The sequence below is a fragment of the Catalinimonas locisalis genome (genome assembly GCF_038039535.1).
Classification (GTDB): domain Bacteria; phylum Bacteroidota; class Bacteroidia; order Cytophagales; family Cyclobacteriaceae; genus Catalinimonas.
The window spans coordinates 1-17,204 of record NZ_JBBPHP010000019.1; the positions used below are offsets into that span (position 1 = coordinate 1).

At 44.6% G+C, this 17,204-nt stretch carries 12 protein-coding genes and 1 pseudogene; 9 read left to right on the forward strand and 4 right to left on the reverse strand.

Annotated elements, in window-relative coordinates:
- Both WJR50_RS20090 and WJR50_RS20095 read right to left on the reverse strand, forming a co-directional pair.
- Positions 1–188: pseudogene (locus WJR50_RS20090) on the reverse strand (IS110 family transposase); the annotation flags it as partial.
- A 341-nt stretch (positions 189–529) separates the two neighbouring features.
- The gene (locus WJR50_RS20095; RefSeq protein ID WP_341295108.1) at positions 530–1,051 is read right to left on the reverse strand and encodes a helix-turn-helix domain-containing protein; all 522 of its coding nucleotides are present in this window, start codon (positions 1,049–1,051) and stop codon (positions 530–532) included.
- A gap of 140 nt (positions 1,052–1,191) precedes the next feature.
- Between WJR50_RS20095 and ppgK the strand changes: the two genes are divergently transcribed.
- From ppgK to WJR50_RS20115, 4 genes are all read left to right on the forward strand, one after another.
- Positions 1,192–2,061, forward strand: coding sequence for a polyphosphate--glucose phosphotransferase (gene ppgK, locus WJR50_RS20100; protein WP_341295109.1), 870 nt, complete (start codon positions 1,192–1,194; stop codon positions 2,059–2,061).
- Positions 2,062–2,200: 139 nt separating this feature from the next.
- The gene (locus tag WJR50_RS20105; protein WP_341295110.1) at positions 2,201–2,887 is read left to right on the forward strand and encodes a hypothetical protein; all 687 of its coding nucleotides are present in this window, start codon (positions 2,201–2,203) and stop codon (positions 2,885–2,887) included.
- 51 nt (positions 2,888–2,938) lie between these two features.
- Positions 2,939–3,505, forward strand: coding sequence for an RNA polymerase sigma factor (locus tag WJR50_RS20110; RefSeq protein ID WP_341295111.1), 567 nt, complete (start codon positions 2,939–2,941; stop codon positions 3,503–3,505).
- On the forward strand, positions 3,505–4,227 hold the full coding sequence (locus WJR50_RS20115) for an energy transducer TonB (RefSeq protein ID WP_341295112.1): 723 nt from the start codon (positions 3,505–3,507) through the stop codon (positions 4,225–4,227). Before WJR50_RS20110 ends, WJR50_RS20115 begins: the two co-directional genes overlap by 1 nt.
- A 45-nt stretch (positions 4,228–4,272) precedes the next feature.
- Here the strand turns inward: WJR50_RS20115 and WJR50_RS20120 are convergent, their stop codons facing one another.
- Entirely contained in the window at positions 4,273–5,337 is a 1,065-nt protein-coding gene (locus WJR50_RS20120; protein ID WP_341295113.1) for a WD40/YVTN/BNR-like repeat-containing protein, read from the reverse strand.
- 209 nt (positions 5,338–5,546) lie between these two features.
- Here WJR50_RS20120 and WJR50_RS20125 point away from each other — a divergent pair, with 209 nt between their 5' ends.
- The gene (locus tag WJR50_RS20125; RefSeq protein ID WP_341295114.1) at positions 5,547–7,928 is read left to right on the forward strand and encodes an ABC transporter permease; all 2,382 of its coding nucleotides are present in this window, start codon (positions 5,547–5,549) and stop codon (positions 7,926–7,928) included.
- 89 nt (positions 7,929–8,017) lie between these two features.
- Entirely contained in the window at positions 8,018–10,405 is a 2,388-nt protein-coding gene (locus WJR50_RS20130) for an FtsX-like permease family protein (protein ID WP_341295115.1), read from the forward strand.
- A gap of 77 nt (positions 10,406–10,482) precedes the next feature.
- Here WJR50_RS20130 and WJR50_RS20135 read toward each other — a convergent pair whose 3' ends face one another.
- Complete coding sequence (locus tag WJR50_RS20135) at positions 10,483–10,845, reverse strand: four helix bundle protein (RefSeq protein WP_341295116.1); 363 nt, start codon at positions 10,843–10,845, stop codon at positions 10,483–10,485.
- 100 nt (positions 10,846–10,945) lie between these two features.
- On the opposite strand from WJR50_RS20135, the gene WJR50_RS20140 reads away from it, so the two are divergent.
- The 3 genes from WJR50_RS20140 to WJR50_RS20150 all read left to right on the forward strand — a co-directional run bounded on the left by WJR50_RS20140 (position 10,946) and on the right by WJR50_RS20150 (position 16,814).
- The gene (locus WJR50_RS20140; RefSeq protein ID WP_341295117.1) at positions 10,946–13,444 is read left to right on the forward strand and encodes an ABC transporter permease; all 2,499 of its coding nucleotides are present in this window, start codon (positions 10,946–10,948) and stop codon (positions 13,442–13,444) included.
- Between the two features lie 66 nt (positions 13,445–13,510).
- The gene (locus WJR50_RS20145; protein ID WP_341295118.1) at positions 13,511–15,907 is read left to right on the forward strand and encodes an ABC transporter permease; all 2,397 of its coding nucleotides are present in this window, start codon (positions 13,511–13,513) and stop codon (positions 15,905–15,907) included.
- A gap of 193 nt (positions 15,908–16,100) precedes the next feature.
- Complete coding sequence (locus WJR50_RS20150; protein WP_341295119.1) at positions 16,101–16,814, forward strand: DUF4469 domain-containing protein; 714 nt, start codon at positions 16,101–16,103, stop codon at positions 16,812–16,814.
- Positions 16,815–17,204: the final 390 nt, after the last annotated feature.

Genomic DNA, 17,204 nt, shown 5'->3' on the forward strand with positions numbered 1-17,204 from the left:
TCCATACAGAAAAAACTATTACAGGCATCTACTTTTTGCTTTTTCAACCAGGCAGTCAACTGCTTAAATCCGGCCTTGGTGTTAGCAAATTGCTGATGAATAAACGAATACGGCCTTTCATTATGACAGAAGGCAACATCTAGAGTAGCTTTAGAAACGTCAACACCGATGAACCAAGTTGATTTCATAGTTTTGTGGTTGGAGTGAAACATCAAGAGCCGAATGTATTCAAGCAGCTAATCCCTTTAATAAGTCTTTCTTAATATTCTAAATGGCACAGACTTGATACAAAAGTGCAAGGGACTAATTCCAGACATAAGACTAATTTATTAGGCGACCCCATAGTTCACCACCTGCACTTTCGGTTCTTTTCAAAGTAGTACTTTTTAAAGTCTTGCTTTGTTATGCAAATCTAAAGGACGACCCCGTCTGGAAGATTGAAAACTTGATTTTTCTTCTTTCAATGATATAAGCTGTAAAAAATCAGAATGGTCCCTATTATAAGGCGCTCCAGGGCGCCTTACTCTTTTTACCACCTCATGCCTAAAAAGGATACCTTTTTGTTCTTTGCAATCAGCAGGGCTACTGCAATGATGTATATGGCATCTAGCACGTACACCAGAAGAATCCCCGCTATTTGTCCTATCATAAAAGAGAGAAAAATAAGCGTAGTCCATCCGGCTTGTATAAATATCTGCCTCTTCCCGAACTGATTCGCTCCCTCCACCTTATCTTTATATAAAATCCAGATGATAAGGGGAAGAATGATGTTGCCCAGGGGTAAAAAGAAATAAGAGAGTGCCGACAAATTGATCAGGTGCAGGATGGAGCGATCGTTTTTCTTGGTAAAATCCATCAGATCTTCAATGGCAACGTCCAGCGCATCGGCCAGCGCGATCAGCGTATGTCCGCGGGGCTCGGTTTGTCCGGCTTCTATTCTTTGCAGTGTACGAATGCTGAGCTGTGCACTGTCAGCGAGATACTCCTGTGAGTAGCCTTTCTGCATTCTTCTTTGGCGAATCCTTTCGGATAAAATAAGTTTACTTTCCATAGTATTTTGTTTTTACCAAAGCTAGGGGGTACACTACTTTTTCCTTGTGCCAGCCCTGCGACATTCTTATGACATTCGTGTCAAAATAGCATTTTGGGACCAATAATAGTCTTTATGCACGCTATTTTTCTCCCTCAACCATGAAAAGAAAATCTCTACTTTACCTTTGGGTCATCTGTAGATTAGCATTTTTTGTAGTACGCTGGGCTGGCCTATATCCTGTACCTATACGATTTTTTTGTTATACTTGGGGTATGAAAATTTTAGGTCTGGATGTAGGCGGCTCAGGAATCAAAGGAGCCATTGTAGACACTGACAAAGGTGAACTGATATCGGAAAGATATCGGCTGGATACCCCCCAACCTTCAAAGCCGGTGAAGGTGGCCAAAACCGTCAGCAAAATTGTGGAACACTTTGACTGGAAAGGTATTGTAGGATGCAGTTTTCCGGCAGTGATTATCAAAGGTAAATCCATGACGGCTGGCAACATCAGCAAAAAATGGATAGGCATGCAGGCGGATGAACTGTTTAGCGAGCATTGCGGCGGCCTCAGCTTTTATCTGGCCAATGATGCCGACCTGGCCGGTGTGGCCGAAATGAAACTGGGCGCCGGTCGTGGGTTGATGGGTAAAGTGATGATGATCACCATTGGTACCGGCTTGGGTACGGGTATGTTCTATAATGGCCAGCTTATTCCTAATATGGAGATGGGCAGGATTTTGTATAAAGATGGTGAGCCTGTAGAGTACTATGCCGCGGACTCCGCCCGTAAAAAGGAAGATTTGTCTATGAAAGAGTGGGCCAAACGCTTTGACTACTACCTGCACCACATGGTGCGTATATGCTCACCCGATCATTTTATCCTGGGAGGGGGCATTAGCAAAAAGTACGAAAAGTTTAAAGACTATCTGACCGTAGATATCCCGATCATAGTAGCCGAGTCCAGAAACAATGCAGGAATCATAGGGGCTGCCATGCATGCTGTAACCCTGCACGCCCAGCGCGGCTAAGGATTCATGTTGGCTGAGGGTAGCTTTTTTCGTTACATCAATATAAATCCTGAAAAAAAATCTCCGTAAGCTGTATCTTTTTGGATTTGCTGCATTATAGAGGTAAAGGCTAGTTTTATACCACTTAAAACCACAGGCTATGCATTTACCTTATTTTGTTTTTACCTATTCACAGCACTTTTCGTTTCTATTCTTCTTACTGATTGCGGCAGTTACCTTCTCATGTGAAGAAGAAGATCCGGTAGAGGAAGAGTACCAGGCTTTCTCGGAGGCACCTTACTTTGAGGGCACCATCATGGATGTAGCACTCAATACCCGGAATATACAAGAAGATTTTTCTTTTGGAGGAAATAGAAGGATAGAGGAGATACCGGATAATGACAAAAGTCATCTCATTTTATCTTCCAATTTTTCTTACCACACAGAAACAAGCTGTGGCCCCAACTGTATTAGTAGAGATTTTATTATGTATTTCTACCTGGAATATAAGGACCCTTTCGTTGACCAGGTTTTTCCTCCCACCTCCGCTTACCTTGCCGAAGGAGTAAAGACATTTCATAGGGGTGGTCAGGCTGGCTTCAACTTCTCTGTTTCCTCTGGAGATACTTTATCCGATTTGTTTCCCTCGTCTTTCAACGCTTATACAAAAGCTGGCGACCAGAGTGAAAGCAGCATAGAAGTAGTGCGACTGTCTAAAAAATACAATACTGAGATTGAAAAAATGGAGTACGAAGTGCTTCTGGAGGTTGACGCAAATTTGTATGATAGTGAGGGTGCGTTTATGGGCAAAATACAGGGAGAATTTTTAACAAGATTTGAAGAATGACTTCCAGGCGTTATTGTCAATCATGATACACTTCATCATACACAGCTAAGCTTGTTTTCACACGATCAGTCACCTACATACAGCCCTGAACAGGAAGCCCAATTCATAAAAGCTGCACAGCAGGAGCCTGATGCTTTCAGAACTTTGTACAATGCGCATTACAAAACGATCTACCTTTTTATTCATCGTCGGATAGAGGATGAGGCCATTACAGCTGATTTGTGTTCTCAGGTATTTTTAAAGGCATTACTCAACATTAAGAAATATCAGTTCAGAGGTGTTCCTTTTATTGGCTGGCTTTACCGCATCGCGCATAATGAGGTACGGCAATACTATCGTAAGAGCAAAAAAGAGCGCAAAGTAGTGGTAGATGAGACAATCATCAACGAGATACAATCCGATAATACTGAGATTGATGAAGAACGGCTGAAAATCATGCAAAGGCTGATTGCGGCACTCAATACTTTGTCTCTGGAGCATCTACAGTTGATTGAATTACGCTTCTTTGAACAGAAAGCTTTCAAAGAGATGGCCTATATCCTGAATATTACGGAAAACCACGCTAAAGTGAAAACCTATCGTGTGTTGGACAAGCTTAGAAAAAAACTCAATAACTGATGGCACCTCCTTATAAGTTTACGTTCAACGATACGCCACCTTCTGATGAAGATATCAAGGCTTCTCAGCACTTTGATAAGCTTTTGGAAAAGCGAGAAAAGATTCTGAAGAAAAGAAGCTTAATGAAAAAATGGGCAATGGGTTTGGCTATAGTGACTTTGTTCATAGGAAGTATTGTCCTTTTTCAGTTTATGCAACAAGAAGAGGACAAACCCTCCGTACCCTCTTTATCCAAATTAGAATCCCTAAAGCCATCAGTATCAATAATTGACACATTATCAATTCCCGAGCATCCAATTAATAAAGTTTCTGAAATAGTACCTACTGTCGCCCCGAAGAGGCAGACTTCTGATCCGTTGGAAAATGCTCCGGCGATAAAAGATTCAGCACAATCTACTGAAGGAAATTTTACTGAAGCCCGACCAAAAGGAGGGTATGAAGCGCTCTACACTTACATTGCAGAAGCGCTGGAGTATCCTGTTACTGCCAGAACAGATAGTATTGAGGGTACAGTAATGATTGAGTTCAAAATCGACAAAGAAGGCAGCACACAGGACGCAAAGGTTATTCAAAGTGTACGCGAAGATATTGATCAGGAGGCTTTGAGGCTCATTGGCAATATGTCGCCCTGGTACCCTGCGATGATCAATGATATTCCGATTACTACCCGGCAAATCATTCCCATCACATTTAAAATAGATTTGCAAGGTGAAGAGAATTAGTATAAAGCAGAGCTGGAAATTGTTTGTTATTAGGTATTCGGCTTATCACCAACTCAGCTTCGCCACTTTTCCATCACTTCCACTCAGCCAGGCAGCTGAAGCTCCGGGTACGGCTTGTATGCTGTGGTAAGCCGTAGTATCTAAGGGCGTCCAGCTCTTGCCAAAATCTGTAGAGTAATCAGAACCATTGGTGCCTACTGCGATGAATAGCTGGTCTTCAGGAAAGTAAGCGACACCGGAACGATAGCCGGAAGGCATCTGCTCCGCCAGTTGCCAGCTTTTTCCTCCGTCCGGAGTATAGCAGGCAATACGTGAAGTATCTTCCGGTGCCAGATAATCACCACCAACGGCTACGCCTCGTAAAGTATCAGCAAAGGCCATAGAAAAAATACCTTGAGAAGGCTCACCTTGTTTCATGGGCGTTTCGCTAAACTGCCAGTTTTGGCCACCATCTACCGAGTAAAAGACACGGGAAGCCCCGCCACCACTGGCAAAGCATGCAAAAGCTTCTCCCTTAACGATAATGTTGGTACCGCTGGCAGCAAATCCCGCTTCACCCTGCCGGGGCTGGGGTAAATTTTCCGTGGGAACCCGCTCCCAGTCTTCGCCTCCATCTTCGGTACGGAGAATATTAAAGTAACCTTCCAGTGGGTCGCCCATCACTACGCCGTGTTGCTCATCCCAGAAAGCCATACCATCCAGAAATATGTCAGGATGGGTATTTTCATATTGTAGTGTCCAGTTTTGACCACCATCAGTGGTTTTATAAATCAGGCCGGGAGAGCCTGCACTGAGCAGATAAACTGTTCGTTCATCCAAAGCTTCCACATCTCTGAATTGCAGGGAGTCAGGAACCTCAAAAGAAAAACTTTGCCATGTCTGACCATCATCTATAGTTCTCATGCAGCTAGCTTCACTGCCGCTAACCCAGGCCACTTCCTCATTTACCACCGATAGTCCCCGTAGGCTGGCCTGGCCTGGTGTATTCAAATGTTGCCACTCAAAAGAAAAGGAAGTAGTTTTTGCCTCAGCTTTTTCAGCCTGCTTTTGGGCTTGTTGACATTGCCATAGCAAAAGACTCAGGAGAAGGTAGGGGATAAAGGGTTTCATCGGATAAATATAGCTGATCAGATGTCACGAAAGCAAACACTCGGTGTCACGAAAACGATACACTTCTGTTGATGAATGATGATGAATGAATAATTAACTTGCTGAATATCAGTTGATTTTGGTAATTATGCTTTATTTGGTGGGAAAGTTGAATATTCTGTAATGAATGATGAATCTATTGCTTCATTACTCATTAATCATTAAAGTCTATGTTCAGAAACTACCTCAAAATTTCAATCCGCAACTTGCGCAAACGGGCCTTTTATACTACGGTAAATGTACTGGGGCTGGCAATAGGTATGGCTTGCACGCTGCTCATTACAGTATATATATTAGGTGAACTCAGTTATGATCGCTTTCATGCCAATGCAGATCGTATCCACCGCCTTGCTTCGCATTTGAAAATTGGAGAAAGTGAGTTTACCGGAGCGGCGGTAAGTGCAATGACGGCAGAGGCATTTAAGGAAGAAATCCCTGAAGTGGAAATGGTGGCCAGGCTGAATCAGCGGGACAATATGACCTTCAGGAAAGATGAAATCAGCATCAAAGAAGATAAGGTGCTGGCCGCTGACTCCAACTTTTTCCAGATATTCAGCTTTCCTTTGGTAGAAGGTGATCCTGCCAGTGTGCTGAGTGAACCTAATGCAGTGGTGATGACAGCCGCTGCTGCCCGCAAGTATTTTAAGGATGAAGACCCCATAGGGCAAAGTATACAAATTGATGGCGACCCCTTTCAGGTAACAGGTATCATGGAGCCGGTACCTGCTGCCTCGCACATACATTTTGATATTGTCTACTCTTTTTTGTCAGACCCTAAAAGCAAAGCAAAACACTGGGGGAACCTGAATACGGCTACCTATTTCCTGCTGCAGGAGCATGCCCACATAGAAAATGTAAATGCGCAGCTTACCCCTCTGCTGAAGAAATATTTTGAAGAATATGATCTTTTCCAGGAATTGGGCTATACCATTGAACTGTTCACGCAGCCACTGACCGACATTCATCTTTATTCCCATTTACAGGGGGAGTTTGAGGCCAATGGTAATGCCAAATATCTCTATATTTTTGGAGCCATTGCACTCTTTATCCTGCTCATTGCCTGCATCAATTTTATGAACCTGTCTACTGCCCGCTCAGCCGATCGTGCCAAAGAGGTAGGGGTGCGCAAAACGATGGGCTCTATGCGTCACGCGTTAATACGGCAGTTTCTGGCTGAGTCGCTTTTGTTGAGCTTATTTTCAGTACTTCTGGCTTTAGGCCTGGCGGAGTTGCTGAGGTTGCCCTTTAGCGAAATTGCGGATAAAGACATTCATTTACCAATCCTTTCCCCCTGGTTTATTCCTGCAGTACTGCTTTTAGGCATCCTGGTAGGCATACTGGCGGGAAGCTATCCTGCTTTTTATCTGACCAGGTTCAAACCTGTAGAAGTATTAAGAGGAAGACTGGCCGGGGGTAGCAAAAATACCTGGCTACGCAATTCATTGGTGGTTTTCCAATTTGTGATCTCCATTGTGCTGATCGTGTGTACCCTTATGGTGTACAAACAGCTTCAGTTTATCAGAAATAAGGACCTGGGGTTTGACAAAGAGAATATCATCGTACTCAACAATGCGAAAGCATTGGGAAATAATAAAGATGCCTTCCACCATGCTTTGTCTGCCCAAACCGAGGTGCAGGGAGTAAGCTTTACGGATGTCCCTCCGCTGGGAGGATACGATGCTACCGTCTTTATTCCGGCGCTGGAGAATGACACTACTTATCGCGATGAGGATGCCTTAGTGCTCAATTACATACAGGTAAGCCACGACTATGTGCCTACTATGGGTATCAAGCTCAAGGAAGGACGCAATTTCTCCCGAGAGATTGCTGCTGACTCTGCTAACTATGCCGTCATCCTGAATGAGCAGGCGGTAAAAATCTTAGGCCTTGGTTTAGGCAGCAAGGTTATGACCGGCAGCGAGTTTGAATCTGAAGTAGTGGGGATAGCAGAAGATTTTCATTACAAATCTTTACACTCGGCAGTAGAGCCGCTGGTACTGGTGTTGGCAGATGAACCCAGGTATGCAGAGATCAAAGTAAAATCCTCTGACCTGCAGCAGACACTCAGTATGATAGAGGAGCAATGGAATCTGCATGCCGACGGTACGCCTATGGACTATAGTTTTCTGGATGAAGACTTTGACGCACTCTTCCGTGCAGATCAGCAGGTGGGTATGATCTTCGGGGGTTTTACGGTGCTGGCCATTCTTATTGCCTGTCTGGGATTGCTGGCCCTGGCTGCTTTCATGGCTGAGCAACGTACCAAGGAGATTGGTATTCGCAAAGTTATGGGTGCATCGGTGAAAAGCATTATGCTGCTGCTTTCCAAAGATTTCACCAGATTGGTGATCGTTGCTTTTTTCGTAGCGATTCCCCTGGCCTACTTTGCTGTGCAGCAGTGGCTCAATGACTTTGCTTATAAAATAGATATCGGAATAGCTTCATTCACTATTGCAGGCATATTGGCCTTGCTGATTGCTGTACTTACAGTGAGTTATCAATCTTTTAAAGCAGCCATCGCTAATCCGGTAGACTCGCTGAGGAATGAATAACTTGTAATGAAGAGTGACTGATGAAGAATGATTAATGAAGAGAAAAAAATTGACAATCTGCGCTGTCTGGGCATTAACCTTTGAATAAGATGTTAAAAAACTACTTCAAAATAGCGATACGTAACTTATGGAAGCGTAAGACTCAGACACTGATCAATGTATTAGGACTGGCGGTAGGTATAGCCAGCAGCATTGTTATCTTTTTTATAGTGCAATATGAGCTGAGCTTTGACAATTTTCATCCTGAATCCGATCGTATTTATAGAGTCACCTCTTCTTTTGTACGTGAAGGAGAAACCCATTATTTCAATGGTGTAGCTAAACCCTTACCGGAAGCCTTTCGTGAAGATTTTGCTGATGAAATAGAAGAACTGCTTGTGCTAAATCAAACCCATGGGTATGTGCTACTGGATGGAGAAAAGATATTGATTGATGAGCCTAAAGCCTTTACCGAAACCGCCTACTTTTCATTTTTTAATATTCCCCTGATCGCTGGCAATCCCTCTACTGTGTTGAGTAATCCAGATAAAGTCGTATTAACAAAGTCCTTATATGAAAAGCTTTTTGGCAAGGAGCAGTATACTTTGGGTAAGACTTTTACTTTTGTGAGAGAGGAAGAAGCCTATGAGTTGGAAGTAGCCGGAATCATGGATGATTTGCCGCAAAATACCGACTTCCGCTTTGAAATGCTTTTACCTTATCGTGTGCAGAAAGACCGGCTGGACTATCATTGGGATAATTTTAATTCAGCCTTCAATGTATTTGTACTTCTTCCTGATCAGGTTCACCCTCAAGCCCTGAGTAGTCAGTTTGAGCAGTTTTTGAAGAAATATACTGGAGAAGAAGCTATAGAAAAGTACCAATCCGGCTTGTATTTGCAACCTTTACAAGATTTGCATTACGTCCAAAGGTTTTCTGGCTTTCCGAACCGTAAAATGCCGAGAGAGATATTAGCTGCTTTATCAGGCTTGGGATTATTGCTCATCATATTGGCCTGTATCAACTTTATCAACCTGGCTACCGCACTAAGCACACAGCGTTCCAAAGAAGTAGGCGTGCGCAAAACCATGGGCAGTAGCCGTTACCAGATTGTCTGGCAGTTTCTGGGTGAAGCCTTGCTAACCACCACTCTTGCCCTATGTCTGGCTTTGGGACTGGCCGAGGTAGGACTGTTACAATTAAAGAAACTTTACGCTTACCTGGAGCCGGTCAACATTGCGTTCAGTTGGGAGGTAATTATTTTTTTTATAATACTCCTTCTAGGCGTGACCAATATAGCAGGCTTATATCCGGGCTGGCTACTGGCCCGCTTTAAGCCGGTGCAGATGTTTAAAAACAATACAGTAGTAATAGGGAAAAGCAGATTCTCGCTTCGCCAGGGGCTGGTCGTGTTCCAGTTTTTTATCTCTCAGGTATTTATCGTTTGTACCCTGGTGGTAGCCCAGCAGTTGGATTATCTAAAGCATGCTCCTCTGGGTTTTGACAAAGAAGCCATCATCACCGTAGATCTGATGGATAGTGACCCGCAAAAAAGGGAGCGTTTTGAGGCTGTTCTGAATAGAGAAAGTGCGGTAAAGCAAATGACCTTTTCTACCTCCAGCGCGATCTCCCAAAGTATGTCGGCTGGTATTTATTCCGTAGATGGAAAAGAAACAGAAGATCAGGCCAACATCCATTTTGCCGATCATCGTTTTTTTGAGACTTATGGTATGGAGCTATTGGCAGGTAAAGTGTTTACTTCTTCTGACTCCGGTAGTGGATTTGTGGTCAATGAGTCATTTGTACATGAGCTGGGCTTAGCACATGCAGAACAGGCAATTGGAAAATTTATTGGTATATGGGGGTTTGAGAAGCCTATAGAAGGAGTAGTAGCTGACTATCATACCAGAGATTTTGGTGCCAAAATACCCCCCTTGCTCATTACGAATCGCAGTAGTGAGTATCATAATCTCAGTATGAAAGTGGAAATGGATCAGCTTCCCGGCTTGCTAAAAAAACTGGAGGAAGTATGGACGTTAAATTATCCTGAATACGATTTCCGTTATGAGTTTCTGGATGACAGAGTAGCCGGGTTTTATAAAAGTTATGACCGCAATTACTCACTGGCTCAACTCTTCGCCGGCATGGCGATTTTTATCAGTTGTTTAGGTTTATATGGCTTGGTTATGTTTATGGCCGAACGCAAAACCAAAGAAATCGGTATCAGGAAGGTACTGGGAGCTACGGCACGGCATATTCTGGGCTTCTTTTCAAAAGAGTTCTTCAAACTGGTGCTAATTGCCTTTGTATTGTCGGCTCCTTTAGCCTACTACCTGATGCAGGAATGGCTGAATAACTTTGCCTATAAAATTGAGCCGGGCTTACTCACTTTGCTTATCAGTCTTTTGGCAAGTATCATCCTGGTGTTGATCACTATAGGATATCAGTCTTTTAAGGCAGCCATCGCCAACCCAGTAGACTCGCTGAGGAATGAATAATGTGTAGTGACTGATGAATAATGATTAATGAATAGAAAAAAATTGAATATTAATCATACCTCATAAGTCACTAATCATTACCTATTTATTCTACCTGTTGACCTGAGAATGGAGAATAGAATCTTACAAATAGTAGTACAACTGTCATGCATAACATTAAAATCAGAAGTGCTTATAAACTTACTATCATGCAAAAGATTCAGCCAATAAGCTGTTTCCATAGCTTCCTTGTAAGCTATGGAAATCTTTGCGGAGAACTCTGCTTTGGAGATGGCTGCATCGGCTTCTGTTACATTAGCACCAATAGAAGTACCGCTTCTGAGCAGTTGTTTGGAGAGAACGTATTCTTTCTTCTCTACGGTAATACGTTTGTAAAGCGATACTATGTCAAGTACAAAGCTATATGCTTTATTTTTGATGATGTTTTCTTTTTTCTCCATAAGCTCTTTCGCCAGCTAAGGCTGAGAATATCATCAATATTCATTCCTCATTTTTGTTCTTTATTCTTCGTTCTTCATTCTTCATTAATCATTACTCATTATGTTTAGAAGCTACCTCAATATCACCCTTCGCAATATGCTTAAAAACAAATTCTACACTTTTATCAATGTGGTAGGGCTGGCACTGGGCATCAGTAGCAGTTTGCTGATTGGCTGGTACGTGATGGATGAATTAAGCTATGATGACTTTCATCAGGATGCCGAACGTACATTTAGAGTAATTACCAATGGTGGAGAATACTATCAGCTAGCCACTACGCCGCCGCCTTTGGCAGAAGCCATCAAAAGCAGCATACCCGAAGTGGAACAGGTAGCCAGAGCTTTCACCTGGAACCATTCGACCATGCGTCTGCCGTTGGAAGAAGACCAGAGCCAGGAGAAGGTGTTTCGGGAAACATCCATATTTATCATTGATCCTGAGTTTCTGGAAGTGCTGGATTTTAACCTGATGGTGGGTGAGGCGGAAACAGCACTCAGTGTGCCCAATGCGCTGGTGCTTACCAAAGCCACTGCCGAGCGTTACTTTGGAGAAGGAGCAGTAGAAAAAGGTGAAGTGCTGGGCAAAGAAATTTTGTTCGGAGGGAGTCACGCTGCGCGGGTCGTGAGTGGGGTAGTAGATCCTGGAGCTACACATTTTCCTTTTGACATGCTGGTGGCCCCTACCGGATATCAGAAGATCACCGATACTGATAACTGGGCCTGGAATATCATGTATACTTACCTCAAGCTTCGTCCCGGAGTGCAGGATGATCCTCAGCAAATGGAGGCTTTGGCACAAAAGCTGGACCAGATCGTGGAGCAGCATGCCCGTCCCTTTATGGAAGCAGGGGAAATTGGTCCCGAAGAAAATACACAATTAGCCTATGAGTTGCAGCCTGTACCGGATATCCATCTGCACTCTGACCTGATGAGGGAGCATGAGGCCAATGGCAGTATAGAAACGGTATATGTGTTGACGATTGTCGCTCTACTGATCATCCTGCTGGCCTGTATCAACTTTATGAATCTGACTACTGCCCAGGCTACCCGCCGGGCTAAAGAAGTGGGTGTACGCAAGGTGCTGGGTTCTCCCCGTAAGCATCTGGTGTTTCAGTTCCTGCTGGAGTCTTTGATGGTAAGTCTGATTGCTATGCTATTGGCGCTGGGTGCAGTTGAAGCTTTACGCATGCCTTTCAATGAACTGGTGGGCAAACAGCTCACCTTTGACTGGGTAAATCATCCCCTTTTACTAGGTTCACTTGTCGGGGGTATCCTCTTCATAGGTTTGCTTTCAGGGAGTTATCCGGCGCTTTACCTTTCAGCCTTCAGTCCTTTAAACGTGTTGAAAGGAAAGATCAATTCCTCAATAGGCGTAGGACGTCTGGGCGGCACCCCGCTGGGCGGCACCCCGCTGGGCGGCACTCCGCTGCGTAATACTTTGATTGTTTTTCAGTTTGTTGTTTCTATTGGTCTCATCATTACCACGGCCCTGGTAGTGCAGCAACTGCATTTTATACAAACCAAAGACATTGGCTATGACAGAGAAAATGTACTGGTGATCAAGAACGACAGAGAAATTGAAGAAGGCTGGGAAGATTTTAAGGCAGTGCTCCGGCAGCAGTCCCATGTCAAGCAGGTGAGTTTTACTTCCGGCGTACCTTTGCAGTCTATCCGTTCTAATGTCATGCGTGACTTTAGGGTAGAAGGATCAGCCAACGGACAGGGCATGCAGTGGTTTCGGATTGACCAGGACTATATTTCCAGCCTGGGGCTGGAGGTGGTGGAAGGCAGAGCTTTTCAGGAAGATAGGGCTTCTGATCATGAAAATGGCTTACTGCTGAACGAAGCCGCAGTAAAAGCTTTAGGCATAGAGAATCCAATAGGCCAACGTATCATCAAAAACAAAGGGGAAAATGATGAGCAACATCTGGAGGTCATAGGGGTAGTCAAAGACTTTAATACGGAGTCTTTTGATCAGCAGGTCAAACCTGTTGCCATGCAGTATTATGCACCTTCTTACCTCAGCGATTTTGTGGTAGTACGTCTGAACGCCGGTGATGTATCCGGTGCGGTAGAGCAGGTAGAAGAAGTGTGGGCACAGTTTGAACCGGAGAATCCTTTTGTCTACTCCTTTCTGGACCAGGACTTTGACCATGCCTTTCGTGCTGAGCAACGGCTGGGTAATGTGCTGAAAGTGTTTACTGCTATGGCAATACTGGTAGCGTGTATGGGCTTGCTGGGACTGGTAGCTTTTGTGACGGCTCGCCGGACCAAAGAGATAGGCATCCGGAAAGTAATGGGAGCCTCAATAGTGCAGATTAATCATCTTATTTCCCGTGACTTTCTCCGACTGGTACTCATAGCCTTTGTGGTGGCGGCTCCTTTGTCATATTGGGCAGTAGAACGCTGGCTGGAGAATTTTGCCTATCGCACAGAAATTGGTATCGGTATATTTGTGCTCTCCGGTCTCTCTGCGATATTTATTGCCTGGCTTACCATCAGTATTCAGTCAGTAAAAGCAGCACTGGCCAATCCGGTAGATTCACTGAGAGATGAATAAATCATAATGAGGAATGAATAATGAGTTTTGCTTTTCGTACATCATTCCTTACTAATCATCAAAAAGATGTTAAAGAACTACTTGAAAATAGCTTACCGTAACCTGCTGAAGCAAAGGTTTTATGCCCTGATCAACATCCTGGGGTTAGCCATAGGACTTGCCTGTTGTCTTTTCATCACTTTGTACGTAGTGGACGAACTGAGCTATGATAACTTTCATGAGGATGCCGATCGCATGTACAGGGTGAGAACCAAGTTTGTGGGAGGAGAGCGGGAGTTTGATATGGAAGATGTGGCTCCGGCCTTTGTACAGGGCGTACGTGAAATGGTCCCTCAGGTAGAGAAAGCCATTCGCATGGAGTATCCGAATCCATTTATCTACAAGAAAGGAGACGAAATACTGGATGAACAGATGACCATCCGCGCTGACCCTAACTTCTTTAGCTTTTTTGGCTTCAAACTGCTGGCTGGCGACCCGGGAACGCTGCTTGACAAAGCCCATAGCATTGTACTTACTCAAAAAGTGGCCGATGCTTACTTCGGGATGCCTGCTGAAAATGATTACACTCAGCATCCGGCCTTAGGAAAGACGCTGACATCAGAGGGAGAAGCTTTTACAGTGACCGGTATTGCGGAAAACCCACCGACACATTCCCACCTGAATTTTGATATCATCATGAGCAATATTGCTGCGGAGCGGGTAGAGCAACTACAGGACTACTGGTTGCCCGCTGGCTTTATGGCTTATGTAGTGCTACAGGAAGGCATTACCCCTGCCTCTCTGAAATCTGACTTTCTGGCTATGGAAAAGCTGTACCAGTGGCCACCCATGCAGGAAAGACTGGCGGTGCCGCTTGCTACGCTTGAAGCCCGGAAGGATGAACTGGGCCACTATCTGGTGCCTGTTACCGATATTCATCTGATTAGCGAGGGGAATATGAAGTATGTGTATATCCTCTCTGCCATCGGGATATTCATGATGCTGATTGCCTGTATCAATTATATGAATCTGGCGACTGCCCGCTCTGCTCGGAGGGCCAAAGAAGTGGGGATACGCAAAGCACTGGGCACCACGCGTAAACAATTGGTAGGGCAGTTTATGAGCGAATCTATCCTCATCACTTTTCTGGCCATGATTGTAGCCCTGGGATTGACCGAAATCCTGCGTATGCCCTTCAGTAGTCTTGCCGGTAAACAAATCTCTTTGAATATCATACAGGAACCCTGGTGGATACTGATACTTCTGCTGTTGACCCTGCTTATCGGAATCGTAGCAGGACTTTATCCGTCCTTTTATCTTTCTCTGTTTAAACCGGTAGAAGTGCTCAAAGGTAAAATTATACAAAGCAGTAAAAGCCGCTTCAGAAATGGATTAGTAGTTTTTCAGTTCTGTATCTCGGCCACACTCATCATCTGTGCTATTCTGGTTTATCAGCAACTCCTCTATATGCAAAGCAAAGATGTGGGCTTCAACAAAGATAATGTCGTGCTCATCCCCAATGCGCATGTACTGAAGAATAAGGAGGTGTTCCGGCAGAAGCTCTTACAGAACAGCAAGGTAGAGGCAGTAAGCTTTAGCAGCACCGCTCCCGGAGATTTTTTTAATGCTTTTACTACCTATCGTACAAGGGGCAGTGAAGTCAAGCACCAGGCCAAATGGTTAGGCACTGATGCTGCGTTTTTTGATGTGTTTGCTCTTCAACTTCTGGAGGGAAGTAACATCAAAACAGATACGGCAGGCATGAGAGAAGCGCTGCTCAATGAAAGTGCCGCCCTACAACTCGGCATAGAAGAAGTGGTAGGCAGTACCATTGAGACTTTCTGGGGCGAGGAAATCAAGGTGGCAGGCGTGGTAAAGGACTTTAACTTTGAGCACTTACGGCTGGATATCGTGCCCCTTATCATCTTGCAGCATACGGATAACTGGCCATATTATGTATCTGTCAGAATGAATGGAGGAGACATACAGCAAACACTAGCTCAGATTGAGACAGCATGGTGGGAGCACAACCAGGAAGCCCCTTTCTCTTATTCCTTTCTGAACCGTAAGTTCAACGACCTTTTCAAGACAGAGCAGCGCCTGAGCGTGATCGGTGCCACCTTTACCGGGCTCACTATTTTTGTAGCTTGCCTGGGCTTGTTGGGTCTGGTAGCTTACATTGCTGAGCAGCGTACCAAAGAGATAGGCATACGCAAGGTGCTGGGTGCTTCGGTCAGAGATGTGGTATTACTGCTCTCGGGTAGCTTTATCCGCCTGATCTTGCTGGCTTTTCTGCTGGCAGTACCTTTGGCCTACTGGCTGATGCAGCAGTGGCTCAGCGACTTTGCCTATCATATTTCGGTAGAAGCCTGGCCTTTCCTGCTGGCTGTGCTCATCTTATTGCTGATTGCCTGGCTTACCATCAGTTTTCAATCCATTAAAGCAGCGGTAGCTAACCCGATAGACGCACTGAGGAATGAGTAGTTTTTAATGATTGATGAATAATGAATAATGAAGAATTGCTTTTCATTACTCATTATTCATTACCCATTCATCATTATCATAAACCTTACATGAGGGGCGGAGTGACAAAGACGGACTTTGTTACCTGTAGGATTTGTTGGAATTAAGTTGCTGAAAGTCAGGTGATAGTAGTGTAGTTTCATAGAAAAAAGCTATGCCTTTACCCTATACCCTGCACAAGAACAGCATCCGCAATGGAGGAGACAAAGTTACGTATCGGGCTGTGCCCAAGCATGTACAGTATGTCAATATAGAGGATGCCATAGAGGCGCTTACGCAGCCCGGTTCTATCCTGAAGTATACGGAATGCTATGCGGTAATCTACCGCTTCCTGGATTATCTTAGCCAGCAACTTGCCGAAGGTAATGGCTTCCTCTCTCCCTACTTTCGCCTTACTCCCGGCCTGAGAGGAGTATTTGAAAGCGAACAGGATGCTTATGACCCTAAGCGCCACCGGCCCAGTGTTAACTTTCGTCTCGCCAAAAAGATGCAGGAGGCTATGCGTAACATGAAGGTACAGCGTATAGAAACCGAGATACCTGCCCCTGAACCTATGATCCTTGAAGACTGGGAATCTGATGTCAAGAATCAGCTGATCAGCCCTTCTTTTGTAGCCGTAGTAAGGGGAGAGCAGCTCAAGATCAACAATCCGGAGGATACCAATCAGGGCGTATTCTTTATACACGTACCCACCCAGCAGGTGTATAGAGCGGAGCGGATTCACCACAATTATCCCACAAAACTACTACTGACCGTGCCTGAAAACCTGCCTGCCGGGCAGTATCATCTGGAAGTACGTAGTGCATTTAGCAACAGCCAGGAAATCCGCAGTGGTAGGCTGCGCCATTTGCTTCAGGTATTACCCTAAGTCACTTCGGCTGGTAGCAGTAGCTTGCTTATACTGACTGACGATCGTACTTAAGGTATTCCCTACTAAGCAATCACCCCATGATACGACCTGTTGATGCCAGTTACACGCCGTATTATTCAGGTTAACACGCCGTGTTAACTGCTATGACACGGCATGAAGATGGGTAAGGTCTGAGAGGCTTTGGGTATAATATAAGTTCATGTGTTCACGTCGGTGATGGAAACCTACTGATCCTATCGCTTCTTTTACCTATATATTTCTGCAAAGAAGTATAGTTACCTTACACCCTACACCAGCTTCAATAAAGTTAGTATGGTGGATGATGAATGCAGAATGATTGATGAATGGTGGGCTTTGCTTTTCATTATTCATTCATCATTAGTGAAA

Bases quoted from the DNA above. Each gene is read 5' to 3' on its own strand.
- ppgK (WP_341295109.1), top strand. From the start codon at position 1,192: ATGAAAAGAAAATCTCTACTTTACCTTTGGGTCATCTGTAGATTAGCA.
- WJR50_RS20145 (WP_341295118.1), top strand. From the start codon at position 13,511: ATGTTAAAGAACTACTTGAAAATAGCTTACCGTAACCTGCTGAAGCAA.
- WJR50_RS20130 (WP_341295115.1), top strand. From the start codon at position 8,018: ATGTTAAAAAACTACTTCAAAATAGCGATACGTAACTTATGGAAGCGT.
- WJR50_RS20115 (WP_341295112.1), top strand. From the start codon at position 3,505: ATGGCACCTCCTTATAAGTTTACGTTCAACGATACGCCACCTTCTGAT.
- WJR50_RS20125 (WP_341295114.1), top strand. From the start codon at position 5,547: ATGTTCAGAAACTACCTCAAAATTTCAATCCGCAACTTGCGCAAACGG.
- WJR50_RS20095 (WP_341295108.1), bottom strand. From the start codon at position 1,051: ATGGAAAGTAAACTTATTTTATCCGAAAGGATTCGCCAAAGAAGAATG.
- WJR50_RS20105 (WP_341295110.1), top strand. From the start codon at position 2,201: ATGCATTTACCTTATTTTGTTTTTACCTATTCACAGCACTTTTCGTTT.
- WJR50_RS20150 (WP_341295119.1), top strand. From the start codon at position 16,101: ATGCCTTTACCCTATACCCTGCACAAGAACAGCATCCGCAATGGAGGA.
- WJR50_RS20135 (WP_341295116.1), bottom strand. From the start codon at position 10,845: ATGGAGAAAAAAGAAAACATCATCAAAAATAAAGCATATAGCTTTGTA.
- WJR50_RS20120 (WP_341295113.1), bottom strand. From the start codon at position 5,337: ATGAAACCCTTTATCCCCTACCTTCTCCTGAGTCTTTTGCTATGGCAA.
- WJR50_RS20140 (WP_341295117.1), top strand. From the start codon at position 10,946: ATGTTTAGAAGCTACCTCAATATCACCCTTCGCAATATGCTTAAAAAC.